General features: G+C 71.1%; 24 protein-coding genes. 11 read left to right on the forward strand and 13 right to left on the reverse strand.

Going from position 1 to position 25,030, the window contains the following annotated elements; all coding sequences use genetic code 11:
* Positions 1 to 15 precede the first annotated feature (15 nt).
* From ENE75_RS08860 to ENE75_RS08870, 3 genes are read left to right on the forward strand one after another with little or no spacing between them, the layout of a single operon-like run.
* A complete protein-coding gene (locus ENE75_RS08860) occupies positions 16 to 1,197 on the forward strand; it encodes an amino acid ABC transporter permease (RefSeq protein WP_233258990.1) in 1,182 nt (393 codons plus the stop codon).
* 4 nt (positions 1,198 to 1,201) lie between these two features.
* Positions 1,202 to 2,305, forward strand: a complete 1,104-nt coding sequence (locus ENE75_RS08865; RefSeq protein WP_128197904.1) for an amino acid ABC transporter permease — start codon at positions 1,202 to 1,204, stop codon at positions 2,303 to 2,305.
* An 11-nt stretch (positions 2,306 to 2,316) separates the two neighbouring features.
* The gene (locus ENE75_RS08870) at positions 2,317 to 3,066 is read left to right on the forward strand and encodes an amino acid ABC transporter ATP-binding protein (RefSeq protein ID WP_128197905.1); all 750 of its coding nucleotides are present in this window, start codon (positions 2,317 to 2,319) and stop codon (positions 3,064 to 3,066) included.
* Between the two features lie 21 nt (positions 3,067 to 3,087).
* Here ENE75_RS08870 and ENE75_RS08875 read toward each other — a convergent pair whose 3' ends face one another.
* A complete protein-coding gene (locus ENE75_RS08875) occupies positions 3,088 to 4,761 on the reverse strand; it encodes an MFS transporter (RefSeq protein ID WP_158288891.1) in 1,674 nt (557 codons plus the stop codon).
* Between the two features lie 22 nt (positions 4,762 to 4,783).
* Positions 4,784 to 5,200 carry a VOC family protein gene (locus ENE75_RS08880; protein ID WP_128197907.1) on the reverse strand — a complete coding sequence of 139 codons (417 nt, stop codon included), beginning with the start codon at positions 5,198 to 5,200 and terminating at the stop codon, positions 4,784 to 4,786.
* A gap of 18 nt (positions 5,201 to 5,218) precedes the next feature.
* Here ENE75_RS08880 and ENE75_RS08885 point away from each other — a divergent pair, with 18 nt between their 5' ends.
* Positions 5,219 to 6,346, forward strand: a complete 1,128-nt coding sequence (locus tag ENE75_RS08885) for an alkene reductase (protein ID WP_128197908.1) — start codon at positions 5,219 to 5,221, stop codon at positions 6,344 to 6,346.
* Positions 6,343 to 7,047 (forward strand): alpha/beta fold hydrolase, encoded by a 705-nt coding sequence (locus tag ENE75_RS08890; RefSeq protein ID WP_128197909.1) that lies wholly within the window; start codon positions 6,343 to 6,345, stop codon positions 7,045 to 7,047. The genes ENE75_RS08885 and ENE75_RS08890 overlap by 4 nt, the downstream gene beginning before the upstream one ends.
* Here the strand turns inward: ENE75_RS08890 and mnmA are convergent, their stop codons facing one another.
* Together mnmA and ENE75_RS08900 are read right to left on the reverse strand one after the other, a co-directional pair.
* Positions 7,048 to 8,130: a tRNA 2-thiouridine(34) synthase MnmA gene (mnmA, locus tag ENE75_RS08895; RefSeq protein WP_128197910.1), complete on the reverse strand. Its 1,083-nt coding sequence runs from the start codon at positions 8,128 to 8,130 to the stop codon at positions 7,048 to 7,050.
* Positions 8,127 to 8,588 carry an NUDIX hydrolase gene (locus tag ENE75_RS08900; RefSeq protein ID WP_128197911.1) on the reverse strand — a complete coding sequence of 154 codons (462 nt, stop codon included), beginning with the start codon at positions 8,586 to 8,588 and terminating at the stop codon, positions 8,127 to 8,129. Before ENE75_RS08900 ends, mnmA begins: the two co-directional genes overlap by 4 nt.
* Positions 8,589 to 8,711: 123 nt before the next feature.
* Between ENE75_RS08900 and ENE75_RS08905 the strand changes: the two genes are divergently transcribed.
* Both ENE75_RS08905 and pntB read left to right on the forward strand, forming a co-directional pair.
* Complete coding sequence (locus ENE75_RS08905; protein WP_128197912.1) at positions 8,712 to 10,295, forward strand: Re/Si-specific NAD(P)(+) transhydrogenase subunit alpha; 1,584 nt, start codon at positions 8,712 to 8,714, stop codon at positions 10,293 to 10,295.
* Positions 10,296 to 10,311: 16 nt separating this feature from the next.
* Complete coding sequence (gene pntB, locus ENE75_RS08910; RefSeq protein WP_128197913.1) at positions 10,312 to 11,727, forward strand: Re/Si-specific NAD(P)(+) transhydrogenase subunit beta; 1,416 nt, start codon at positions 10,312 to 10,314, stop codon at positions 11,725 to 11,727.
* Positions 11,728 to 11,790: 63 nt separating this feature from the next.
* Here the strand turns inward: pntB and ENE75_RS08915 are convergent, their stop codons facing one another.
* The 4 genes from ENE75_RS08915 to ENE75_RS08925 form a co-directional block, all read right to left on the reverse strand.
* Positions 11,791 to 12,447 carry a PEP-CTERM sorting domain-containing protein gene (locus tag ENE75_RS08915; RefSeq protein ID WP_128197914.1) on the reverse strand — a complete coding sequence of 219 codons (657 nt, stop codon included), beginning with the start codon at positions 12,445 to 12,447 and terminating at the stop codon, positions 11,791 to 11,793.
* A 41-nt stretch (positions 12,448 to 12,488) separates the two neighbouring features.
* On the reverse strand, positions 12,489 to 13,340 hold the full coding sequence (locus ENE75_RS08920; protein ID WP_128197915.1) for a PEP-CTERM sorting domain-containing protein: 852 nt from the start codon (positions 13,338 to 13,340) through the stop codon (positions 12,489 to 12,491).
* Positions 13,341 to 13,431: 91 nt separating this feature from the next.
* Positions 13,432 to 14,160 (reverse strand): hypothetical protein, encoded by a 729-nt coding sequence (locus ENE75_RS24825; RefSeq protein ID WP_158288892.1) that lies wholly within the window; start codon positions 14,158 to 14,160, stop codon positions 13,432 to 13,434.
* Positions 14,072 to 16,003, reverse strand: a complete 1,932-nt coding sequence (locus tag ENE75_RS08925; protein ID WP_128197916.1) for an ATP-binding protein — start codon at positions 16,001 to 16,003, stop codon at positions 14,072 to 14,074. The genes ENE75_RS24825 and ENE75_RS08925 overlap by 89 nt, the downstream gene beginning before the upstream one ends.
* Before the next feature lie 111 nt (positions 16,004 to 16,114).
* Between ENE75_RS08925 and ENE75_RS08930 the strand changes: the two genes are divergently transcribed.
* The 3 genes from ENE75_RS08930 (at position 16,115) to ENE75_RS08940 (ending at position 19,030) form a co-directional block, all read left to right on the forward strand.
* Positions 16,115 to 17,788 (forward strand): long-chain-fatty-acid--CoA ligase, encoded by a 1,674-nt coding sequence (locus ENE75_RS08930; RefSeq protein ID WP_128197917.1) that lies wholly within the window; start codon positions 16,115 to 16,117, stop codon positions 17,786 to 17,788.
* Positions 17,789 to 17,797: 9 nt separating this feature from the next.
* On the forward strand, positions 17,798 to 18,526 hold the full coding sequence (locus ENE75_RS08935) for a 16S rRNA (uracil(1498)-N(3))-methyltransferase (protein WP_128197918.1): 729 nt from the start codon (positions 17,798 to 17,800) through the stop codon (positions 18,524 to 18,526).
* Between the two features lie 102 nt (positions 18,527 to 18,628).
* A complete protein-coding gene (locus tag ENE75_RS08940; protein ID WP_128197919.1) occupies positions 18,629 to 19,030 on the forward strand; it encodes a YidB family protein in 402 nt (133 codons plus the stop codon).
* A 10-nt stretch (positions 19,031 to 19,040) separates the two neighbouring features.
* Here the strand turns inward: ENE75_RS08940 and ENE75_RS08945 are convergent, their stop codons facing one another.
* Positions 19,041 to 20,255: a THUMP domain-containing class I SAM-dependent RNA methyltransferase gene (locus ENE75_RS08945; protein ID WP_128197920.1), complete on the reverse strand. Its 1,215-nt coding sequence runs from the start codon at positions 20,253 to 20,255 to the stop codon at positions 19,041 to 19,043.
* A gap of 80 nt (positions 20,256 to 20,335) precedes the next feature.
* Between ENE75_RS08945 and ENE75_RS08950 the strand changes: the two genes are divergently transcribed.
* Entirely contained in the window at positions 20,336 to 21,334 is a 999-nt protein-coding gene (locus ENE75_RS08950; protein ID WP_158288893.1) for a PEP-CTERM sorting domain-containing protein, read from the forward strand.
* 36 nt (positions 21,335 to 21,370) lie between these two features.
* Here the strand turns inward: ENE75_RS08950 and ENE75_RS08955 are convergent, their stop codons facing one another.
* The 4 genes from ENE75_RS08955 to ENE75_RS08970 form a co-directional block, all read right to left on the reverse strand.
* Positions 21,371 to 22,885 carry an RNA polymerase factor sigma-54 gene (locus ENE75_RS08955; RefSeq protein WP_128197922.1) on the reverse strand — a complete coding sequence of 505 codons (1,515 nt, stop codon included), beginning with the start codon at positions 22,883 to 22,885 and terminating at the stop codon, positions 21,371 to 21,373.
* Between the two features lie 11 nt (positions 22,886 to 22,896).
* Positions 22,897 to 23,667: an LPS export ABC transporter ATP-binding protein gene (gene lptB, locus ENE75_RS08960; RefSeq protein ID WP_128197923.1), complete on the reverse strand. Its 771-nt coding sequence runs from the start codon at positions 23,665 to 23,667 to the stop codon at positions 22,897 to 22,899.
* On the reverse strand, positions 23,664 to 24,257 hold the full coding sequence (gene lptA / locus ENE75_RS08965; RefSeq protein WP_128197924.1) for a lipopolysaccharide transport periplasmic protein LptA: 594 nt from the start codon (positions 24,255 to 24,257) through the stop codon (positions 23,664 to 23,666). Before lptA ends, lptB begins: the two co-directional genes overlap by 4 nt.
* A 133-nt stretch (positions 24,258 to 24,390) precedes the next feature.
* Positions 24,391 to 25,029 (reverse strand): thiol:disulfide interchange protein DsbA/DsbL, encoded by a 639-nt coding sequence (locus ENE75_RS08970; protein WP_128198248.1) that lies wholly within the window; start codon positions 25,027 to 25,029, stop codon positions 24,391 to 24,393.
* Position 25,030 lies beyond the last annotated feature (1 nt).

Genomic DNA, 25,030 nt, shown 5'->3' on the forward strand with positions numbered 1-25,030 from the left:
TTCCGAAAGCGCCGCTTGAGCACCCGAGAGCCACCGCGCAAGAAGACCGTCTGGTCGCTGCGCAGCCGAGCCGTGCGCGGCTGGCTGTACCAGGCCCTGGCGCTGGCCGCCGTGGCCGCCGTCGTCGCCTTCCTGGCCCACAACACGCAGGTCAACATGCGTGAACGGGGCATCCAGAGCGGCTTCGACTTCCTGAGCCAGTCCGCCGGCTTCGACATCGGCGAGACCATGGTCGCCTACGACCCCAGCGAGACCTACGGCAAGGCGCTGTGGGTTGGCGTGCTCAACACGCTGCGCGTGGCGGTGATCGGCATCGTGCTGACCACGCTTGTCGGCGTGCTGATGGGCATCGGCCGCTTCAGCCACAACGCGCTGGTGCGCGGCGTGTGCTACGCCTACGTCGAGACCTTCCGCAACGTGCCCATCCTGCTGCAGTTGCTGATGTGGTACCTGTTCTTCGTCGAGGTGCTGCCGCCGCCGCAGGAGGCCTGGAACGCGGGCAACCTGTTCTACCTGAGCAAGGGCGGTTTTGCGTTCCCGTCGCCGGTGTGGGCGCCGGGGCATGCGTGGATGGCGCTCGGCGCGCTGGTCGGCCTCGTCGCCGGCGTCGGCTACCGGCGCTGGGCGCAGCGCGAATTCGAACGCACCGGGCAGGACCGCAACCGCTGGGCGCTGCCGCTGGCCGCGGTGGTGCTGGGTGCCGGCCTCGGCTGGGCCGCCGGCGGCGCGCCGCGCGAGTGGTCCGTCCCCGAACAGCTGGCCTTCATGGTCGACGGCGGCATCAGCGCCACGCCGGAGTTCCTGGCCGTGCTGATCGGCCTGACGCTCTACACCGGTGCCTTCGTCGCCGAGGTGGTGCGCGGCGGCATCCAGTCGGTTAGCCACGGGCAGACCGAAGCCGCCAGCGCACTCGGCCTGAGCCCACGCCAGCGCATGCGACTGGTGGTGCTGCCGCAGGCCATGCGCGTGATCATCCCGCCGCTGACCAACCAGTACCTGAACCTGACCAAGAACTCGTCGCTGGCGGTGGCCATCGGCTACCCCGACGTGGTCTCCATCGCCAACACCACGCTCAACCAGAGCGGCCGCGCGGTGGAGTGCATCGCCATCATCATGCTCGTGTACCTGACCACGTCGCTGAGCACCTCGGCGCTGATGAACTGGTACAACAAGCGCGTGGCCATCCAGGAAAGGTAAGCCGGTGGCCGATACTTTCACCCCCATCGCCCCTCGCCCGGCCCCGGTCGACACCGAGGGCTTCGTCCCCTGGGTCAAGCGCAACCTCTTCGGCGACTGGAAAAGCGCACTCACCACGATCGTGCTGCTGGGCGTGGCGCTCTACCTGCTGCCGCAGGCCGCGAATTGGGCCGTCGTGCAGGCCGTGTTCGGTGCCGACGCCAACGCCTGTCAGGCCGCACGCGGCAGCGGCGCCTGCTGGGGCGTCGTCACCGAGAAATGGCGGCTCATCGTCTTCGGCCGCTACCCCTTCGAGCAGCAGTGGCGCCCGGAACTGGCCACCGCGCTGATGGTCGGCGCACTGGTCGTCAGCTGCATCCGCTGGTTCTGGAAGCCCTGGCTGGCGGCGCTGTGGGTCGGCGTGCTGGCCGTGTTCTTCGTGCTGATGGGCGGTGGCGTGCTCGGCCTGGAGCCGGTGCGCACGGACCTCTGGGGTGGCCTGCCGCTGACGGTGATGCTGGCCACGCTGTCGATCTTCCTGGCCTTCCCGCTCAGCGTGCTGGTGGCGCTGGGCCGGCGCAGCAACCTGCCCGCGATCCGCACCGTGTGCGTGGTCTACATCGAACTGATCCGCGGCGTGCCGCTGATCAGCGTGCTGTTCATGGCCAGCTTCATGTTCCCGTTGTTCATGCCGCAGGGCACGACGATCGACGTGCTCGTGCGCGTGCTGGTGGGCATCACGCTGTTCGCCGCGGCCTACATGGCCGAGATCGTGCGCGGCGGCCTGCAGGCCATCCCCAAGGGGCAGTTGGAAGCCGCCGACACGCTGGGCCTGACCTACTGGCAGACGCAGCGCAAGATCGTGCTGCCGCAGGCGCTGGCGATGACGGTGCCGAGCATGATGAACAACTTCATCAGCATCTTCAAGGACACCTCGCTGGTCACCATCGTCAGCCTGTACGAGCTCACCGGTGCCCTGGGTCTGGCGCTGAACTCCGACGTCGACTGGCGGCCGTTCAAGCTCGAGGCCTACTTCTTCATCACCGCGATCTACTTCACCTTCTGCTTCGCGATGTCCCGCTACAGCCTGTGGGTCGAAAAGCAGGTCGCCGTGAGCCGCGTGCGCTGACCGGAATACCCATGCCCAACGAAGACGCCATCATCCGTTTCGACAAGGTCAACAAGTGGTACGGCAATGCCTTCCACGTGCTGCGCGACATCGACTTGTCGGTGCGCAAGGGTGAACGCATCGTGATCTGCGGCCCCTCGGGCTCCGGCAAGTCCACGCTGATCCGCTGCGTCAACGCGCTGGAGGCCTACCAGGAAGGCCAGATCACGGTCGATGGCATCGCGCTGACCGATGACGTCAAGGCCGTCGAGCAGATCCGCAAGCAGGTCGGCATGGTGTTCCAGCAGTTCAACCTGTTCCCGCACCTGACGGTGCTGGAGAACCTGACGCTGGCGCCGATGTGGGTGGGCCACGTGCCCAAGAAGGAGGCCGAGGAGCGTGCGATGCAGCAGCTCACGCGCGTGCGCATCGCCGAACAGGCGAAGAAGTACCCGCTGCAGCTCTCGGGCGGCCAGCAGCAGCGCGTGGCCATTGCGCGCGCGCTGTGCCTGACACCCAAGATCATGCTCTTCGACGAGCCCACCTCGGCGCTCGACCCGGAGATGATCAAGGAGGTGCTCGACGTGATGATCGAGCTCGCCGAGCAGGGCATGACCATGCTCTGCGTGACGCACGAGATGGGCTTCGCCAAGGCCGTGGCCGACCGCGTGATCTTCATGGACCAGGGCCAGATCGTCGAGCAGAACGACCCGCACAACTTCTTCGACCACCCGCAGAGCGAGCGGACGAAGGACTTCCTGGCCAAGATCATCGGGCACTGAACACGCCGCAGCGCGCCGCGTTCAGCCCGTGTGCCCCCTCAGGCCGGGCAAACCGGAGCGCGCAAGCCACGCGAGCGCCAGGGCACCCGCCAGCGGCACGGCCAGATAGGCCGGTTCGAGCGCCGGGAACCACTTGCGCAGGTGCATGGCCAGCAGCAGCACCGCCATCAGGCCGCCGATCCGGCGCGCCGCGTTGCCGGCGCCTGGCATCAATGCCGCTGCACCCAGGAACACCGCCGAGGCCACGAAGACAAGCGTGAACAGCGTCTCGACCATCGGTGCGGCGGCGCCAGCGCTCCACCACTGCAGGCGGAACGGCCCCCAGGCCAGACAGCCCAGCGCCAGCACGGCGGCCAGCGCCCGCGCGCGCCGCGCCGCGGCGCCATCGCGCTCCGGCGTCAGCGCCGGCCGGATCAGCGGCAGCAGCGCCAGGCACAGCAGGCCGGTCAGGCCGTCGATCAGCAGCGTGCGCGGGTAGCCGATGGCCTCGGCGGCAATGCCCTGCCAGGTGGCCGAGTAGGAGATCACCAGGTTCATCATCGCCATGTAGGCGGTGAACTGCGTGGCCGCGACCTTGGCGTTCGTCACGTCCATGAAGATGGCCGAGCGCGTGCCGTACATCAGGCCCTGGCCCACCGAGTAGGCCAGCACCGCGATCCACAGCGCCGTCACCAGCGCCGGCGGCACCACGCGGGTGGCGCGCGCGGCCGCGTCCACCGGCATCACCCACTGGTGCAGCTGCAGCTGCCAGGCCAGCCACAGCACCGGCAGGCTCATCAGCACGATGTAGACCGCCAGCGTCCGCCGGCGGCCCCAGCGGTCGGACAGCCAGCCGCCCAGCACCATGCAGCCGGCGGAGATGACCTGCGTCCACAGGTTCAGCCAGGCCACGCTGTCGTCGTCCAGGCCCAGTTCCACCGCGAGGTTGGACTGCAGTGCCAGCCCCAACGCCATCGCGCCGGCCGGCAGCAGCGCGAAGCCCAGGCCGGCGAAGGCGCCGCGCGTGCCCAGGAAGGCACGGAAGGCGTCGACCGCGAAGCGCCGCATCTCGGCGGCGGCTGCGGCCCAGCCGGCCGCGCGGCGGGCTGCGGCGGGCGTGGGCGCCTCGCGCAGCGGCAGCACGATGAACACGGTCACCGCCACGATGCAGCCGGCGACGAAGACGAAGCCGCCGGGCACACCGATCCATCCCATCATGAACAGCACGCCGGCGCCGCCCAGCGCCATGCCCAGCGCCGCGCCGGCGAACATCACGCCGTTGGCCAGGCCGCGCTCGTCGACGTGCAGCGTCTCCACCGCCAGTGCGTCGATGGCCACGTCCTGCATCGCGCCGAAGCTGTTGTGCACCAGCAGCACCGCGCTGAGCAGCCCCAGCTGCGACACCGGGTCCAGCGGTACGCAGGCCAGCAGCGTGGCCACCAGGCCGATCTGCGTGCCCAGGATCCAGCCACGCCGGCGGCCCAGACGCTCGGAGACGAAGACGTCCACGAAGGGCCCGAAGGCCCACTTGAAGGCCCAGGGCAGGTAGAACGCGCCGACGAAGGCGCCGATCTCCGCCGGGCCGACATCCTGCCGCCTCAGCTGGGTGGCGATGGCCACCGCGCCGAAGCCCAGCGGGATGCCTTCGGTGACGTAGAGGAAGAAGAACGCGACCAGCCGGCCGAGCCGCGTTTCCAGCAGGTTGGGCAGGCGCACGGCGGCGCGGTGACCGCTGCGACTACTTCGCGAACAGCTGCGAACGGTCCTTGAAGGCCTTGAACTCCAGCGCGTTGCCCGACGGGTCGCGGAAGAACATCGTGGCCTGCTCGCCCACCTGGCCGGCAAAGCGGATGTAGGGCTCGATGACGAACTTCACGCCGTGGTCCTTGAGCCGCTGCGCGAAGGCGTGGAAGTGGTCCCAGTCCAGCACGACGCCGAAGTGCGGCACCGGCACGTCATGGCCGTCCACCGGGTTGTGGTGGTCGGGTGCCCGGCCCGGTGACAGGTGGGCGACGATCTGGTGGCCGAAGAGGTCGAAATCGATCCACTCGGCGCTGCTGCGCCCTTCCGGGCAGCCCAGCAGGCCGCCGTAGAAGCTGCGTGCCGCGGCCAGGTCGTGCACCGGAAAGGCCAGATGGAAGGGGGAGATCTGCATCCCTGGCAGCATAGCGTGATGACGACCTCTTCCACGAACACTTCTCCTGCCCTCTTCGAACCCTGCACCGTGGGCGCGTGGCGCCTGCCCAACCGCGTCGTGATGGCGCCGCTGACGCGCAACCGCAGCCCCGGCGGCGTGCCGGCACCGCGCGTGGCGGCCTACTACGCCCAGCGCGCCAGCGCCGGGCTGCTGATCAGCGAGGCCACGGCCATCACCCAGCAGGGCCAGGGTTACGCCGACGTGCCCGGCCTGTACACCCCGGCCCAGCTGGCCGGCTGGCGCGCCGTGACCGACGCGGTGCACGCCGCCGGCGGCCGCATCGTCTGCCAGCTCTGGCACGTGGGCCGCATCTCCCACGTGGCGCTGCAGCCCGGCGGGCGCGACCCGGTGGCGCCGTCGGCCCTCGCCGCGAAGGCCAAGACCGTGCTGCTCAAGGACGACGGCACGGCCGAGTTCGTGCCCGTCTCGCCGCCGCGTGCGCTGTCGCGCGCCGAGATCCCCGGCATCGTGGCCGACTACGCGCGCGCCGCGACCGCCGCGGTGGCCGCCGGCTTCGACGGCGTGGAGATCCATGGCGCCAACGGCTACCTGATCGACCAGTTCCTGAAGACCGGCAGCAACCACCGCGACGACGACTACGGCGGTCCCATCCCGCACCGCGCACGCTTCGCGCTGGAAGTGGCGCAGGCGGTGGCCGCGGCCATCGGTGGCGAGCGCACGGGCATCCGCGTCTCGCCGGTGACACCGGCCAACGACGCCGACACCGAAGACACGCAGCCGCTGTTCGAGCACCTGCTGCGCGGCCTGGCGCCGCTGGGCCTGGCCTACGTGCACGTGATCGAGGGCTCCACCGGTGGCCCGCGCGAGCTGCCCGAACGCCCGTTCGACTACGCGGCCCTGCGCCAGACCTACCGCGACGCCGGTGGCACCGGCGCCTGGATGGTCAACAACGGCTACGACCGCGCGTTGGCCGATGCCGCGCTGGCGCAGGGTGCCGACCTGGTCGCGTTCGGCCGGCCGTTCATCTCGAACCCGGATCTGGTGCGGCGCCTGCGCGACGGCCTGCCCTGGGCCGAGCCCGACCGCAAGACGTTCTACGGCGGCGGCGACGCCGGCTACATCGACTACCCGGCCGCGCCATGATCCCGCTGGTCCTGCTGCCCGGCCTGGCCTGCGACGCCGCGCTGTTCCGGGATCAGGTGCCGGCCCTGCAGGCCCGAGCCGCGCTCGGCCGCGTCCAGGTGGCCGACGTGCACACGCGGGAGGCCACGCTGCCGGCGATGGCCGCGCGCCTGCTGGCAGAGCATCCCGGGCCGCTGGCGCTGGCCGGCGCGTCGATGGGCGGCATGCTGGCGCTGCACGTCTGGCGGCTGGCACCCGAGCGCGTGCGTGGCCTGGCGCTGCTGGGCACCACGGCAAGGGCCGACACGCCGGCGCAGATCCGCCTGCGCAACGAGGGCATCGCGGCCTTCCAAGCCGGGCGCATGGACGAGGTCCTCACGGCCAACCTGGTCTTCGCGTTCCACCCGACCAACGCCGGGCGGCTGGCCGCCGACTATGGCGCCATGATCCGCCGCGCCGGCGTGGCCCAGCTGGTGGCGCAGAACCGCGCGGTGATGGCGCGCGAGGACCTGCGGCCCCACCTCGCCGACATCGCCTGCCCGCTGCTGGTGATGGGCGGCGACAGCGACGGGCTCACACCGCCGGACTGCGCACGCGAGATCGCGGCCGCGGTGCCGCAGGCGCAGCTGGAGATCCTGGCCGACTGCGGCCACATGCTGACCTGGGAGCGGCCGGAACCGGTGACCGACGCCCTGACCACCTGGTGGAGGTCGCTGGCCTGATCAGCCGGTGATCACGCCCCCGCCCAGGCAGACCTCGCCGTCGTAGAGCACGGCCGACTGGCCGGGTGTGACGGCCCACTGCGGCTGGGCGAAATCCAGCGCAAACACACCGTCGCCCTGCGGGGCGAAGCGGCACGCCGCGTCCGCCTGCCGGTAGCGCGTCTTCGCGCCGTAGGTGCCCGGTGGCGGTGGCTCCCCGGCCACCCAGCTGGTGTCGGCCGCCTGCAGCGTGGACGACATCAGCAGAGGATGGTCGTGCCCCTGAACCGCCACCAGCACGTTGCGGGGCAGGTCCTTGCGCGCCACGTACCAGGGCACGTGGTCGCCACCCCCGTGCTTGAGCCCGCCGATGCCCAGGCCCTGCCGCTGGCCCAGCGTGTAGAAGCTCAGGCCCACGTGCCGGCCGATCCGGCGGCCGCGTTCGTCCTCGATGTCGCCCGGCTGCTGGTGCAGCCAGCGGTTCAGGAACTCGCGGAACGGCCGCTCGCCGATGAAGCAGATGCCGGTGGAATCCTTCTTCCTCGCGTTGGGCAGGCCGATGCGCTCGGCGATGGCGCGCACCTCGGTCTTGGCCAGTTCGCCCACCGGGAACAGCGTGCGCGACAGCTGCGCCTGGTTCAGCCGATGCAGGAAGTAGCTCTGGTCCTTCGTGTTGTCCAGGCCCTTGAGCAATTCGAACCGGCCGTCGCGTTCGCGCACCCGCGCGTAGTGCCCGGTGGCGATCTTCGTGGCGCCCAGCCGCATCGCGTGGTCCAGGAAGGCCTTGAACTTGATCTCGGCGTTGCACAGCACGTCCGGGTTGGGCGTGCGGCCGGCCTGGTATTCGCGCAGGAACTCGGCGAACACGCGGTCGCGGTACTCGGCGGCGAAGTTCACGTGCTCCAGGTCGATGCCGATGACGTCGGCTACCGCTGCCGCATCCACGAAGTCGGCGTTGCTGGAGCAGTACTCGTCGTCGTCGTCGGCCTCCCAGTTCTTCATGAAGATGCCGACGACCTCGTAGCCCTGCTGCTTGAGCAGCCAGGCGGTGACCGCGGAATCGACACCCCCCGACAGCCCGACGACCACACGCTCACCGCTCACGCCATGCCCCGCAGCACGTCCAGCGGGAAGCGCAGCCCCGCCCGGTGTTCGTCGATGCAGCGCTGCACCAGCACGCTGCGGTGCTCCGCGGCCCGCGCGGCGATCTCCTCGGGCGTGAGCCACAGCGTGCGCACGATGGGCGTGTCCAGCACGCGGCCGGGCACCGGGGTGCCCGCCACGCCGCAGAAGGCGAAGCGCAGGTACGTGATCGTCTCGGCGGCCCGGGTGAACGTCGCCAGGTGCACGCCCAGCAGCGCCTGCGGCGTGAAGTCGCAGGCCGTTTCCTCGCGCACCTCGCGCACCACGGCCTGCAGCAGGCTTTCGCCCGGGTCCAGGTGGCCGGCGGGCTGATTCAGGCGCAGGCCCTCTGGCGTGTGCTCCTCGACCAGCAGGTAGCGGCCACCCTGTTCGATCACGGCGGCCACGGTCACGCTCGGGCGCCAACGTTCGTCGCTCATCCCGGGATGCTAGCCCGGGCCCGGGTCAGGCGCCGCGATGGGCTCTCCCCGTAAACTCGGCGCCCAACCCCAAGGTTCACGCCGGCGACGCCGGCCGACGACACACCCCCGAGGAGCGAAACCATGCCGTTGCGGATCGGAGTGCCCCTGGAGACGACGCCGGGCGAGAAGCGCGTCGCCACCGTGCCCGACGTGGTCGCCAAGCTGATCAAGCTGGGCTTCAGCGTGAGCGTGCAGAGCAGCGCCGGCGACGCGGCCAACTGCGACGACGACAGCTACCGCGCCGTCGGTGCCGAGGTGGTGGACAGCGCCGAAGCGCTCTGGGCCGGCAGCGACATCGTCTTCAAGGTGCGCCCGCCCAGCATGGACGAGGTGGCGCTGATGCGCGAGGGCGGCCTGCTGATCGGCTTCGTCTGGCCGGCGCAGAACCCCGAGCTGATGCAGGCGCTGCAGGCAAAGAAGGCCACCGTGCTGGCCATCGACGCGCTGCCGCGCCAGCTGTCGCGGGCGCAGAAGATGGACGCGCTGACCTCGCAGGCCGGCGTCAGCGGCTACCGCGCCGTGATCGAGGCGGCCAATGCCTTCGGCCGCTTCTTCAACGGCCAGATCACCGCCGCAGGCAAGGTGCCGCCGGCCAAGGTCTTCATCGCCGGCGCCGGCGTCGCGGGCCTCGCGGCCATCGGCACCGCGGCCAACCTGGGCGCCATCGTGCGCGCCAACGACACGCGCGCCGAGGTGGCCGACCAGGTGGTCTCGCTGGGCGGCGAATTCGTCAAGGTCGACTACGAAGAGGAAGGCTCCGGCGGCGGCGGCTATGCCAAGGTGATGAGCGAAGGCTTCCAGGCCGCGCAGCGCCAGATGTACGCCGAGCAGGTGAAGGACGCCGACATCGTCATCACCACCGCGCTGATCCCCGGCAAGCCGGCACCGAAGCTGATCACGGCCGAGATGGTGAAGACCATGCGCCCGGGCAGCGTGATCGTGGACATGGCCGCCGAGCAGGGTGGCAACTGCGAGCTCACCGTGCCCGGCGAGGCGGCCGTGCGCCACGGCGTGACGATCATCGGCTACACCGACCTGGCCAGCCGCCTGGCCAAGCAGTCGTCCACGCTCTACGCCACCAACCTGCTGCGCCTGACCGAGGACCTGTGCAAGGCCAAGGACGGCACGGTGGACGTCAACTTCGACGACCAGGCGATCCGCGGTCTCACCGTCATCAAGGACGGCGAGCTGACCTGGCCCGCACCGCCGATCCAGATGCCGGCGGCACCGCCCAAGCCCAAGGCGGCGGCGGCGCCCGCGGCCAAGGCCCACGGCCACGGGCCCGGCGAGCCGATGTCGGCCAAGTCGCTGGCCATCGTCTTCGGCGTCGGCGCGGCGCTGTTCGCCCTGGTGGGCGCCTTCGCGCCGGCGAGCTTCCTGGCCCACTTCACGGTCTTCGTGCTCGCCTGCTTCATCGGCTACATGGTGATCTGGAACGTGACGCCGTCGCTGCACACGCCGCTGATGAGCGTGACCAACGCCATCAGCTCCATCATCGCCATCGGCGCGCTGATCCAGGTGGCGCCACCGCTGATCGGTATCGAGGGCGATAGGCCCTCGGGCCTGATCCTCGGCCTGTCGGTGTTGGCGCTGGTGCTCACCGCCATCAACATGTTCGGCGGCTTCGCGGTCACGCGTCGCATGCTGGCCATGTTCCGCAAGTAAAGCGAAGGGCACGAAGATGTCTGAAGGTCTGGCCACCGTCGCCTACATCGGCGCCATCGTCCTGTTCATCCTGAGCCTGGGTGGACTGTCCAACCCCGAGACCGCCCGCCGCGGCAACCTGTTCGGCATCGTCGGCATGACGATCGCCGTGCTGGCCACCGTGCTCGGCCCGCGCGTCACGCCCGCCGGCTATGCGTGGATCGTCGGCGCGCTGCTCGTCGGCGCCGTCGTCGGCCTGACGGCGGCGAAGAAGGTGCAGATGACGCAGATGCCCGAGCTCGTGGCGCTGATGCACAGCCTGGTGGGCCTGGCGGCCTGCCTGGTGGGCTTCGCGAGCTACGTGGACACGTCCACCGTCTTTCCCACGCCGGCAGAGAAGACGATCCACGAGGTCGAGGTCTACATCGGCATCCTGATCGGCGCGGTCACGTTCTCCGGCTCCATCGTCGCCTTCGGCAAGCTCTCCGGCCGCATCGGCGGCAAGCCGCTGCTGCTGCCGGCTCGGCACTGGCTGAACCTGGTGGCGCTGCTGGTGGTGATCTGGTTCGGCAAGGTCTTCCTGCAGGCCGCGGATCACGATGCCGGGATGGTGGCCCTGCTGGTGATGACGGTGATCGCGCTGCTGTTCGGCATCCACATGGTGATGGCCATCGGTGGGGCGGACATGCCGGTGGTGGTGTCCATGCTCAACAGCTATTCCGGCTGGGCCGCCGCGGCCACCGGCTTCATGCTGAGCAACGACCTGCTGATCGTGGTCGGCGCGCTGGTGGGCTCGTCGGGCGCCATCCTCAGCTACATCATGTGCCGGGCGATGAACCGCAACTTCATCAGCGTCATCGCCGGCGGCTTCGGCACCGGCGGCGGCGCGCCCTCGCCCGCAGCCGGCGGCGCCCAGCCGGCCGGCGAGGTGCAGCCCATCAGCGCCGTGGAGACGGCCGAACTGTTGCGCGAGTCCAAGAGCGTGGTCATCGTGCCCGGCTACGGCATGGCGGTGGCGCAGGCGCAGCACACGGTCAACGAAATCACGAAGATCCTGCGCGAGAAGGGCGTGACGGTGCGCTTCGGCATCCACCCGGTGGCCGGGCGCATGCCGGGCCACATGAACGTGCTGCTGGCCGAGGCCAAGGTGCCCTACGACATCGTGCTGGAGATGGACGAGATCAACGACGACTTCCCGGACACGGACGTCGCGATGGTCATCGGCGCCAACGACATCGTGAACCCGGCGGCGCAGGAAGACCCGGGCAGCCCCATCGCCGGCATGCCGGTGCTCGAAGTGTGGAAGGCGCGCACCAGCATCGTGATGAAGCGCAGCATGGCCAGCGGCTATGCCGGCGTGGACAACCCGTTGTTCTACAAGGACAACAACCGCATGCTGTTTGGCGACGCGAAGAAGATGCTCGACGAGGTGCTGGCCGCGCTGCACGGGTGAGTCGATGGCGCCTGGGTCACCGGCCGCCCTGCCGACCGGTGCCCAGGCCTGGGATTCGCGGCGTCAGGGCCGCCGCCGCCGCAGCGTGACGCCCAACGCGGCCAGTCCCGCGGTCAACATCGCCCATGCGTCGGGCTCGGGCACCGGCGAGACATTGAGTCGGATGTTGTCGATGGCCGCCGCCGAATACGCCAGGCCGGTGGCGGTGAAGCGCAGGTGCACGCCGGCCTCGTCGGTCGCCTGGGTCCAGCGCAGTTCACCCGGCTGCCAGTCGGTGGGGAAGTAGAAGCCCGTGACGTCGCCGTAGGTCACCGCCTGGCTGCCCACCTGGGCCGAGATCGTCAGCCAGAACGGGCCGTTGCCCCCAGCCACCAGCCCGCGCGACCAGTCGAACGACAGGACGTAGGTCCGCCCGGCCTGGAGGTCGAAGGCGGCGGCACTCTGCACCACGGTGTCGCCGACCTGGGTCAGCGGGTCGTAGGCCTCGGCGTACCAGCCCGCGCCCAACCACAGGTAGCGGTCCTGAGGCGGCGCGTCGTCCCGGCCCTGGGCGTGGCCGTCCACCAGTTCGAAGTCACTGCCCGGCAAGCTCGGTGCGAGCAGGCCCAGAGCGATGCCGGAGAAGTCCTCGGTGTAGAGCGACTTGGCGTGGCCGGGCTGCGGGAGGGCCGCCAGAAGCAGCGCCAGCAGGATGGCCGGCAGGGTGCGTGCGATGGGCATGTGGTTCTCCAGGGATGAAGGCCGGACTCGCGGGACTGGGTTCAACGGCGTCGGCGCGTCACGAAGCCCACGGCACCGAGCCCCGCGGCCAGCAACGCCCACGCGCCGGGCTCGGGGACCGGCATGGCCGAGGTGATGTACTGCCCGTCGTCGGCCAGGCCGTTGCCGCCGGTGAACCCCCAGTGGACCGGGCTCCCCGCCAGGCCTTCGGCGGCGAAATCGATGCCGGCGGAGACGCTGAAGCTGCCGAGATCCGGGCGCCAGATCGTGCCGGTGAGCGTGCCGGCGTTGTCGTCCAGGCCCGATGGGGCATAGCTCAGCGTGGCCACCCATTGCAGCGCGGGGTCACGGATGTCGTCGCCCAGTCCGGTCTCGGTGGCGGCCAGGGGCGTGACGTTGCCACCCTGCAGGATCTGCAGGCTGGGCGAGACCGGCTCACCGTCGAAGTGGAAGGTGTCGATCGCGAAGGCGACGCTGGCGCCCAGGCCGTTGTAGCCCAGGTCGCTGCCACCGTTGCCCAGGCCCGGCGTGGCCGCCAGCACCAGGACGATGCCGTCGCCGCGCACCACCGAGCCCTCGGCGATGAAGAACGGGAAGCTCGCGCTGAAGGCCTGGTTGAAGTCGAGCGACAGCGCCTCGGGTGCCCACCCGGCGCCCGCCTGATCGCCGACGCCGGTGTCGGTGAGCGTCAGCGTGCTGTAGACGAAGCCGTTGCCCGGGGCGAAGGTGGTGGCGGACGCACTGCCCAACAGCGTCCAGGTGGTGAAGTCGGTGAAGCTGCCGTAAGTGCCGAAGTCCTGCTCGGCGCGGGCGGGCGCGGCAGCCAGGCTCAGCACACAGAGGGCGGCGGCCAGGATCGGGGCGGGGCGAGGGGCGGGGCGAGGGGCGGTCATCGTGCGGCTCCAGGGACAGGACGGGGTGGCCACACTCTGACCGGTCACCGCTAGCGCACCGTTAGCGCAGGCGGCCCCTGCTCCCACTCGCTCAGGGGGGCAACTCGCCGCCGAGCGCCAGACGCAGCACTGCACCGAGCGGCAGCGTCGCACCCTCGCGCCAGGCGCGCGCGGTGCGTTCCGTGCCGATCTGCCGGGCGGCCAGGCGTCGCACGCGGGTCAGGTCGCGCCGGTCCTCGTCCTTCAGCTGGCCGAGCACGCCCACCCAGGCCGCCTCGGCATGGCCCATCAGCAGCGCGGCGCGCGCCGCATCCTGCAGGTGCACCAGGGCCAGCGGCAGGTTCCACAGGGCGTACAGCAGCAGGAGGCGTTCGAGCGCCTCGTCGGCCACGCGCAGCGAACGGCGGTACGCGGCAGCGGCTTCGGCCCACCGCCGCTCGGCCCGCAGGACTTCGCCGCGCTGGTTCCACGCGGCGGCCAGCTGCCCCCAGTCCTCGGCGGCCCGGGTGGCATCGATCACCTGGTCGATCTCCGCCAGCGCCTGCGCCCGGGTGGGCGGCGCCACGCTGAGTGCCAGGGCGAGGTTGTAGCGCCCGGTCTGCACGCCGTGCGCATCACCCGCAGCGGCCCAGGCGTCGATCGCCTGTCGATGCAGCAGCGCAGCGGCAGCAGGGTCGCGGCCGCGACACATGGCGCCCTGCACCGACAGCACGCTGCCCTCGAGCGCCCGGTCACCCGCGGCCTGTGCCAGCGCCAGGGCCTCGTCGAGCCAGGGGGCGATGCCGGCATCGCGGTGCAGCCGCCAGCGCAGAAAGGCCACGCGCGCCAGCACGGCTGCGCGTGCGGCACCACCGGCCGGCATCTCTTGCACGGCCAGGGCCGCAAGCGGCTCGGCCTGTGCGGCGTCCCCGGCGCGCAGCGCGCGCCAGCGCGGCCCGCGCCACGGCACGGTTGTCGGCATCCGCCAACGTGGCGATGCAGCGCGACAACACTTCGCGCGTCGAACGCGGCAGCGAAATGTCGGACAGGCCCCGCTGCAACGCCATGAACAGCGCCACGGCCTCCTGCGGCGTGCCCTCGGTCTCGGCGCTGGCGATGGCATGTGCCAGCAGGGGCAGCTGGCGCCGCAGCGGGCCGAGCGGCGGACTCGGTGGCAGCGCATGTGCCCAGGCCAGCGTCCAGGCACGCAACCGCGTGCTGTAGCGTCGTGACGTCTCGGGTGCGATCGCATGCCGCAGGTCGTCACGCATCAACGGGTGCATGGTGTAAGGCAACGGCCCCGGTGTGTACTGCAGCAGCGAGTGACGCACCAGCTCGTCCAGGGCCAGCGCCACCGGAGCACCGTGCAACGCGGCCGCGGCCTCGGCATCGAAAGCCCCGTCGAAGCTGCTGACGGCATCCAGCACCGCGCGCGCCGGCGGCGACAAGAGGTTCCAGCTCCAGCGCATGGTCTCCTGGAGCGATGCAGGGCGCGAATCGTGCCCGCTGCGTTCACCGCCGCGCTGCAGCAGCGCAGCGGCCTGCACCCGGTCCTGCAACAGGGCCAGCAGCGTCGCCGGTTCGGTGGCACGCAGGCGGCTGGCGGCGAGTTCGATGGCCAGCGGCAATCCGCCCAGTCGCTGCAGCAGCGCGACCAGGGCGTCGGCGTTCGACGGTTCGAGCCGGAAGCCGGGTCTCACGGCCTGGGCGCGGTCGATCAGCAGGGCCATCGCCGGGTGGCGTGCCAGCGTGTCCAGCGGCAGACGCGGGGCCGGTTCACCCAGGCCGGCCCATGGAAAGACAGCCTCGCCGTCGATCTCCAGCGCGCAACGCGAGGTCAGCAGCAGATGCAGGCCCGGTGTGCGCGACACAAGTTGCGCCAGCGGCGACCCGGCGTCGACCGCGATCTGCTCGAGGTTGTCCAACACCAGCAGCACCCGACGCCCGGCCAGCGCGGTAGACAGGGTGCCGACGGCATCACCGTGCCCGCCAAGCCCGAGTGCGATGAGCCAACGCTCCTGCATGGCGGCCGCCGTTCGGCAGTCGGCCAGGGCAACCCAGGCGATGCGGTCGAAGTGCCCCTGCAAGGCATGAGCCACTTCGAGCGCGGCGCGCGTCTTGCCGCTGCCGCCGGCGCCCGACAACGTGACGATGCGCCGGGTCTGAACGGCGGCCTGCAGGCGCACCAGCAGCGCCGGGTCGCCGAGCCAGCGTGTCGGCGGGTGCGGCAACGCGGCCGGGGCTGGAGCAGGCTCGTCACGTTCACGCGCGCGGCGCTCGTCGTTCACCCACTCGGCCTGGTGGCCGGGCAGCAACTCGCCACGCGCACGGGGGTCGTCGGCGTCGCAATACAGGGCGCCGGGTCTCAGGCCGACGCTGTCACGGTCGGCCTGGATCAGAGGGGGGCCACCGAAAGGTACCAGCGCACTGCCCAGGGCCGACAGCAGCTGGCGCAGACGGTTGCGCCCCACCGCCGGGTCGGCGTTCGGCCAGAGCAGCGCCACCAGGGTCTCGCGCGGCCACGCTCGCCGTGGCGCCAGCGCGAGGCGGGCCAGCAGCAGCGGTGCCATGCGCCCCGGCAGGGGCACCGGGCGCCCCTGCGGATCGGCAAGCGACACGGTGTCCAGCAGGCGCAGGTGCCAGGGCGGCGCCATCGCGGGCGAAGCGGGCAGCGCGGGCTCCATGAAAGCATTCTAGGAAGCCACCCGCCAGGGGTCCGTGCCGATATCGAATCCCCTGATGGCGCCACGTCAGCCCACCGTCAGAATCGGCGGCGAGGAGAGGACGTGCCGTCGATGGACAGACCCTGGCTGCAGCAGTACCCGCCGGGCGTGCCGGCGGACGTGGACGTGCATGCCTACGCCTCGCTGCCGGCCCTGCTGAACGAGAGTTTTGCGCGCCACGCCGAGCGGCCGGCCCTGCGCTTCATGGGGCAGGACGTGCGCTATGCGCAGCTCGACGCGGACTCGCGTGCGCTGGCCGCCTGGCTGCAGGCGCAGGGGCTGGTGCGCGGCGACCGCGTGGCGCTGATGATGCCCAACGTGCCGCAGTACGCGGTGGCCGTGGCCGCGGTGCTGCGTGCCGGGCTGGTGGTGGTCAACGTCAACCCGCTGTACACGGCGCGCGAGCTCGAGCACCAGCTGAAGGATTCGGGCGCGCGCGCCATCGTGATCCTGGAGAACTTCGCGGCCACGCTGGAGCAGGTGCTGCCCCAGGTGCCCACCAAGGCCGTGCTGCTTGCCAGCATGGGCGACATGCTCGGCCCGCTGAAGGGCGCCGTCGTCAACCACGTGGTGCGCCGGATCCGGCAGCTGGTGCCGGCCTTCCGCCTGCCCGAGGCGGTGCGCTGGCGCGAGGCCCTGGCCGCCGGCCGGCGCGGTGTGTTCCAGCCGCCGACGCTCGGGCCCGACGACATCGCCGTGCTGCAGTACACCGGCGGCACCACCGGCGTGAGCAAGGGCGCGGTGCTGCTGCACCGCAACCTGGTGGCCAACATGCTGCAGTCCGAAGCCTGGAACCAGCCGGCGCTGGCGCAGCTGGCGCCGGCCGAGCAATACGTGAACATCTGCGCGCTGCCGCTGTACCACATCTTCGCCTTCACCACCTGTCTGCTGCTGGGCATCCGGCTGGGCGGGCTGAACGTGCTGATCCCCAACCCGCGCGACCTTCCGGCCACGATCAAGGCCCTGGCGGCGCAGCGCTTCCACAGCCTGCCGGCGGTGAACACGCTGTTCCAGGCCTTGGCCCACCACCCCGACATCGCCCACGTGGACTTCGGCGCGCTGAAGGTCTGCATCGGTGGGGGCATGGCAGTGCAGAGCGCCACCGCGCGTCTGTGGCTCGAGAAGACCGGCTGCCCCATCGTCGAGGGCTACGGCCTGTCGGAAACCAGCCCGTCTGCCACCTGCAACCCGGTGGACAGCAGCAGCTTCACCGGCACCATCGGCCTGCCCCTGCCCGGCACCGACGTCATGCTGCTCGACGACCACGGCCATGCGGTGCCGCCGGGCACGCCGGGCGAGATCGCCATCCGCGGGCCGCAGGTGATGGCCGGCTACTGGCAGCGCCCGGACGAGACCGCGAAGGTGATGACGGCCGACGGCTTCTTCCGCACCGGCGACATCGGCACCATGGACGCCCGCGGCTGGCTGCGCATCGTCGACCGCAAGAAGGACATGATCCTGGTCAGCGGCTTCAATGTGTACCCCAACGAGGTCGAGGACGTGATCACGCAGATGCCCGGCGTGCTGGAATGCGCCGCCGTAGGCGTGCCCGACCCCAAGGCCGGCGAGGCGGTGAAGGTGGTCGTGGTCAAGCAGGATCCGGCCGTCACCGAGCACGACATCCGGGCCTTCTGCGAGGCCAACCTCACCGGCTACAAGCGGCCCAAGCTGGTGGAGTTCCGCGCAGAGTTGCCCAAGACGCCGGTGGGTAAGATCCTGCGGCGCGAGTTGCGCGACGCTGCCTGACTTCACCGAGTGACCCTGCGCCTGTTCGTCGATGCGCCGGCACCGCTGGCCACCGGCCAGGTGCTGGACCTGCCGCCCGGCCCGGCGCGCCACGTGCAGGTGCGGCGCCTGCAGCCGGGCGATGCGCTCACGGTGTTCGATGGCCGAGGGGGCGAGTGGGCCGCCACCGTGCAGCAGATGGGGCGCTCCCAGGTCACGGTGCTGGTGGGCACGCACGACCCGGTGGAACGCGAGGCGCCCTGCGCGGTGACGCTGGCCGTGGGCATGCCGGCCAACGACCGCATGGACTGGCTGGTGGAGAAGGCCACCGAGCTAGGCGTGGCCGAGATCCGGCCGCTGGTCACCGAGCGTTCGGTGCTGCGCCTGGACGGTGAACGCGCGGAGCGCAAGCGCCAGCACTGGCAGGCCGTGGCCGTGGCGGCGGCCGAGCAGTGCGGCCGCACGCGGGTGCCGATGGTGCACCCCGTGCGCGCGCTGGCAGGAACCGAGGCGTTGCCGTCTGCGGGGGCCGGTGGCCAGGGTTGGGTGCTCAGCGTGGCACCCGGTGCAAAGCCGGCGTCGGTGCTGCGCAGCATGTCGGGGCCACACTGGCTGCTCAGCGGGCCAGAAGGTGGCCTCACGGACGGCGAACTGGCGCGGGCGCTGGCCGCAGGCGCGCAGGCACTGTCGCTGGGCCCGCGCGTGCTGCGCGCGGAGACCGCGCCGCTGGCGGCCCTGGCGCTGCTGACGGCGGTCTGATACCGGCACCTGCCCGCCCGCACCTACAAGCCCGCACCTGCCAGCCAGCACCTGCCAAGGCGCTTAGGATCGACGCTTCTTTCACGACGCCAGGAAATGGACATGGGACTGCTCGATGCCGTGGTGGGTGCGATGGGTGGCGGCGGTGACGGCGGCGGCCAGCCGGATCTGATGCGCCTGGTGATGGCCCTGGTGCAGCAGGCCGGCGGCCTGGAAGGGCTGATGGCCAAGCTGCAGCAGGGCGGGCTGGCCGATGCCGCGGCCTCGTGGGTATCCACCGGCCCCAACCAGGCCGTGTCGCCGGCTCAGCTCGAAGGCGCCTTGGGTGGCGACCTGCTCGGGATCCTCGCGAAGCAGTTCGGCATGGGCCAGGGTGACCTGGCCGGCCAGCTGTCGCAGATGCTGCCGCAGGCGGTGGACAAGCTCTCGCCCGGCGGCCAGTTGCCGCAGCTGGGCGGTGGCGGCCAGGACCTGGGCGCGCTGCTGGGCTCGCTGCTGCGCTGATCGGCGCCGGTCAGCCGGCCGGCGCGCGCGCCGAGCCGGCGACCAGGTCGAAGCGGAGCAGCCGGCATTCGATGGGCCCGTTCCACATCGGCACGCGCCGGCTCTCCTTCAGCCGCATCAGGCCCGGCAGCTTCATCTCCGGGCTCAGCAGCCAGGCGGTCCAGCCGGGGTAGTGGTGCTTCCAGTGCGACGCCAGCGCCGCGAAGAAGTCGCCGGCGCTGCCGCCGCCATCGAACCCCTGGCGCGCGGCACGGTCACCGCCCTGGCCCTGGCCCTTCGGCGCAATGCGCTCGCCGTAGGGCGGGTTCATCAGGATCGTGCCGGTGGCTGCCGGAGGCGGGCGCTGCAGCGCGTCCATGGTCTTGAACTCGATGGCGCCCCTGACACCGGCCCGTTCGGCATTGCGGGTGGCGAAGTCGGTCATGCGGAAGCTCACGTCGCCGGCGAAGATCGGCACCGGGCTGGGGCGCACCCGCGCCTGCGCCGCACGCTTCAGGTCGCGCCAGGCCGCCTGCTGGCCGCGGAACGGCATCTGGCCCTCGAAGGCAAAGCGCCGCTGCGCCCCCGGCGCGATGCCGCAGGCGATCTGCGCCGCCTCGATGGCGATGGTGCCGGCACCGCAGCAGGGGTCCAGCAGCGGGCCATCCTCGGGCCGGCCCTGCCAGCCGATGGCCGCCAGCATGGCCGCGGCCAGCGTCTCCTTCAGCGGCGCCTCGCCCTTGGCTTCCCGCCAGCCGCGCTTGAAGAGGGCCTCGCCCGAGGTGTCCACGTAGAGCGTGAAGTGCTCCGGGCCAACGAACAGCGCCAGCGGCAGGTCGGGCCGGCGGGTGTCGACGCTGGGGCGTGCGCCGGTGGCGTCGCGCAGCGTGTCGCAGACCGCGTCCTTGATGCGCAGGGCGGCGAAGTTCAGGCTGGTCAGCGGGCTGCGCTGGGCCGACACGTCCACGCGCAGGGTCTGCGCAGGGGTGATCCAGGCCGTCCAGTCCACCTCGCGGGCGGCACGGTAGAGGTCGTGTTCGTCGCGGTAGCGACCTTCGGCCACCGGCCACAGCACCCGCTGCGCGAGCCGCGATTCCAGGTTCAGCAGCATGGCCGTGCGCGCGTCGCCACGCACCCAGACGCCGCCGCGGGCCGTTTCGGCGCGGGCACCGGTCAGGCGCTGCACCTCGTCGGCCAGCAGCGGCTCGACGCCGCCGGCGCAGGGCAGGAACAGCGCGGCTTTCACGCGCCGCCCCCCATGGTTCCGGGATGGGCAGGCGGGCAATCCGGCGCTGGAATCGGGCAGTTCACGTCTGGAGGTTGGCCATGTTTCGCACCCCGCATGTTCTCACGCTGGTCGCCGCGCTCCTGGGCGGCGCTGCGCTGGCGCCTGCTGCGGCCCAGACCCTGGGCACCGGCTTCACCGACGACTACAGCGTCACCAACCTCGGCTCGGTGGCCGGCCTGCCCAGCAACTACGGCGGGCTGACCTTCCTGGACAGCGACACGATCCTGATCGGCGGCTCGGCCAACAACGCCAGCGGCAGCCTCTACACCATCGACGTGGTGCGCGACACCGAAGGCGCCATCACCGGCTTCAGCGGCACCGCCCAGCGTTACGGCGGGCCCGGCGGCACGGTGGGCGAGTACAACGACGGCGGCGTGACCTTCGGGCCCGGCGGCGTGCTGTTCACCGCCCGCTGGCCGATCAACGGTCTTGGCCAGACGCTGCCCGGCAGCATCGACGAGGACAAGATCATCGAACTGGCGCCGCTGGGCGTGGCCAGTTCGCTGGCGGCGATCAACTTCGTGCCGGCCGGCTTCGGCGGCGCGGGGCAGATCAAGCTGGTGTCCTGGAGCGGTGGCCAGTGGTACAGCGCCGGCCTGAGCCCCGACGGCAACGGCACCTACGACCTCGTCGGCCTAGCGGCCGTGGACCTGGATCTCTTGGCCGGCGGCGTGCAGAACGTGCCCGGCGGGCCGGAAGGTTTCGTCTACATCGCCGCCGGCAACGCCGGCTTCGCGGCCAACAGCATGCTGATCTCGGAGTACTCCGCCGGCATGGTCGGGGCCTACGAGGTCGACGCGCAGGGCAACCCGCTGGTGGCCACGCGGCGCACCTTCATCAGCGGCCTCACGGGCGCCGAAGGTGCGGCCATCGACCCGCTGACCGGCGACTTCCTGTTCTCCACCTTCGGTGGCGGAAGCCGCATCGTGCGCGTGTCGGGCTTCATCGCCCCGCCGCCGATCCCGGAACCGGGCACCTGGGCGCTGATGGTGGCCGGCCTGGCGGCCGTGGGCTGGCGGGCGCGCCACCGAGGCTGAAGGCCGGCCGAGCGGGGCGCAAGCGCGCCGCCCTGTTCAGAGCGCCTTGCGCAGCGAGGCCGGCGCGATCTTCAGCGCCTCGCGGTACTTGGCCACCGTGCGCCGCGCCACCTGGATGCCCTGCTCCTCGAGCATGGTGCTGAGCTGGCTGTCCGACAGAGGCTTGGCCGGGTCCTCGGCGTCCACCAGCTGCTGGATCAGCGCCCGCACCGCGGTGCTGCTGGCGTTGCCGCCGGCCTCGGTGTTCAGGCTGCTGCCAAAGAAATACTTCAGCTCGAAGGTGCCGTGCGGCGTGGCCATGTACTTGGCCGTGGTCACGCGCGAGATCGTGCTCTCGTGCAGGCCCAGCTCGTCAGCGATCTCGCGCAGCACCAGCGGCTTCATCGCGATGGCGCCGTGGGTGAAGAAGTTACGCTGGCGGTCGACGATGGCCTTGCTCACACGCAGGATGGTGTCGAAGCGCTGCTGAATGTTCTTCATGAACCAGCGCGCCTCCTGCAGCCGCCCGCTCATGCCGCCGCCACCGCCGCGCTGACCGCGCATGGCCTGGGCGTAGAGGTCGTTGATGCGCAGCTTGGGCATCACGTCCGGGTTCAGCGCCACCTTCAGGCCGCGGCCGCTGCGGCTGACGATGACGTCGGGCACGATGACGTTGGATTCGGCTTCGGAGAATGGCCGCCCCGGCTTGGGCTCGCAGCCGCGGATCAGCGCCTGGGCGTCGCGGATCAGGTCCTCGTCGGCGCCGGTGGCGGCCACCAGGCGCTTGATGTCCTTGCGTGCCAGCAGTTCCAGGTGGTCGCGTGCGATGGCCATGGCCACCTCGCGCGCTGCGCCCGGCTCGCGCGTGCGCAGCTGCAGCAGCACGCATTCGGCCAGCGACCGTGCCCCCACCCCGGTGGGCTCCAGGCTCTGCAGCCAGCGCAGCGCGCAGCGCAGACGGTCCTGCAGGTCCTCGCGCGCCTCATCGCCGGTGATGTCCAGCATCTCGGCCAGGCGTTCGGCGATCTCGTCCAGCGGGTCGGCCAGGTAGCCGTCGCCGTCCAGCGAGTCGATCAGGACCTCAAGCGCGGCCGCATCCTCGGGCGACAGGCGCAGGCCCAGGGCCTGGCGGCGCAGGTGGTCGGCCAGGCTGCCGGCGCCGGCGCCGCGTTCGCGGCCCTCCATCTCGTCGTCCTCGCCCTGGCCGCCGCCGGCCGAGGGCACCTCGGAGATGCCGTCGAAGTCGTCGCGCTCGGTGCCGTTCTCCCAGTCTTCGCGCTCGGTGGTGCCGAACTCGCCAGCGCCGATCTCCGCCACCGGCGCCTCGGTATCGCCGCCGCCGGACAGCTCCGCGCTGTCGTCGCGCTCGGTCTGCTGCGAGCGCTCGGCCGGCGGTGCGTCGAAGGCCGAACCGCCTTCTTCCTCGGTGTCGAGGAAGGGGTTCTGCTCGAGCATCTGCTCGACTTCCTGGTGCAGTTCCAGCGTCGAGAGCTGCAGCAGGCGGATCGACTGCTGCAGCTGGGGCGTGAGCGCCAGATGCTGGCTGAGGCGGACCTGCAGGGACGGCTTCATGGTCGCCAGCCCTACATCCGGAAGTGCTCGCCCAGGTACACCTTGCGCACCTGCGGGTTGTCGACGATCTCGGCTGGCGTGCCTTCGGCCAGCACGCTGCCTTCGCTGATGATGTAGGCGCGGTCGCAGATGCCCAGCGTCTCGCGCACGTTGTGGTCGGTGATCAGCACGCCGATGCCGCGCGCGCGCAGGAAGGCGATGATGCGCTGGATCTCCATCACCGCGATCGGGTCGACCCCGGCGAAGGGCTCGTCGAGCAGGATGAAGCGCGGCTGCGTGGCCAGCGCGCGGGCGATCTCCACCCGCCGGCGTTCACCGCCGGACAGCGCCGGCGCCGGGGAGGCACGCAGCTTGGTGATGGACAGCTCGTCGAGCAGTTCGTCGAGCAGCTTCTCGATCTGCGCCGACGGCAGTGCCCGGCCGTCGGGGCCGAGTTGCAGCTCGAGCACGGCGCGGATGTTCTCCTCCACCGTCAGCTTGCGGAAGATCGACGCCTCCTGCGGCAGGTAGCTCAGGCCCAGGCGGGCACGGCGGTGGATCGGCAGGTCCTGGGCTGCCTGGCCGTCGATGTGCAGCGAGCCGGCGTCCGCGCGCACCAGGCCCACGATCATGTAGAAGGTGGTGGTCTTGCCGGCGCCGTTGGGGCCGAGCAGGCCGATCACCTCGCCCGCATTCACCGCCAGGTGCACGTCGCGCACGACGGTGCGCGCGCCATAGCGTTTCTGCAGGCCGCTGGCTTCCAGCCGGCCCACCGCGGCGGACGTTGCCGGCACCGCGCTCATCGGCCGCCGGCCGCCGGCACGGCGGCTGGCTTGGAGGCGGCCGCCTCGGGCAGCGGCGTGAGCACCGCTCGCACGCGCCCGCCACTGGCCGCATCGCCGCCGATCACGCTGAACTGCTGCGCGGCGTCGTCCCAGCGGATCTCGGCGCCGGTGATCTCGTCGGCCACCACACCCGCCCGCAGACGGCGCACGGCGCCGTTGCCGACGAAGCGCAGGGTGCCGGCGGCCGCGTCGTACTCGATTCGGTCCGCCGAGCCTTCCACCACCTCATCCACCCCGTCACGCTTCTGGCGGTAGGTGGCCGGCTGGCCGGGAGCCCCGGTGGCCACGGCGTTGCGCGTCCCACCGGCCTGCTCGCGCACCTCGATGCGCTCGGCACGGATGATCATCGTGCCCTGCACGATCTGCACGTTGCCGTTGAAGACGATCACCTGGCGCTGCAGGTCCAGCACCCCTGGCTTGTCGGCCTCGACGACGATGGGCTGGCGCCGGTCGGCCTTCTCGGCCTGGACCACGGTGACGCCGCCCAGCAACAGGGCCGTCAGCAGCGCATGGGGCAGCAGGGGGCGGCAGGAGGACAGGCGGGGCATTGTGGCGGCACGAAACTTGCAGGCATTCTAGCCCCAAGCGCCCTCGCCACAAGGGCCATCGCAGCCGGCGACACGAACGACCCGCGGTCGGCGTGACCGGCGCCACGGGTGGCGCCGCGCCACGCCGCGCCGGTCAGCGCACCTGCTGGATCAGGTAGTCGGTGACGCGCAGGGCACCGGCGTGACCACCGGCACGGCCCGCCCCAGTATAGAAGCGGCCCTGGATGCCCATCGCCGGCGTACCGTCGATCTTGTACGCGTCGGACAGCTGCCGCGCACGGTTGGCCTTGGTGTTCACCGAAAAGCCGCGGAAGGCGTCACTGAACTTCTTGGCATCGCCACCGTTGGCGGCGACGAACTGGGCATAGGCCTGCTCTGACAGCAGTTGGCGGCCCTGGACGAAGATGGCGGCGAAGACGCGCGAATGCAGGGCGTCGAGCATGCCGATCTCCTCCATCGCATAGAAGGCCTTCTGGGCGATCTGGTGGCGGGCCGTGAAGCCCACCGGCACGCGGCGGAACTCCACGTCGGCCGGCAGGCGCTTGACCCAGGCCTCGAGCAACGGCTCGAAGTCGTTGCAGTGGCGGCACTCGTACCAGAAGAACTCGATGACCTCCACCTTCTTGCCCGGGGGCAGGCTCACGGGCACGGGCTGGGACAGCTTGACGTAGTCCCGCCCCTCGACCGGGGCACCCTGCGCATGCGCGGCACCGCCGGCGGTCAAGGTCAGGCTGCCGGCCACCAGGGCCTGGGAGAACTCACGTCGCTTCATC

It is taken from the genome of Rubrivivax albus (genome assembly GCF_004016515.1).
In the GTDB taxonomy this organism is placed as follows: domain Bacteria; phylum Pseudomonadota; class Gammaproteobacteria; order Burkholderiales; family Burkholderiaceae_C; genus Rubrivivax; species Rubrivivax albus.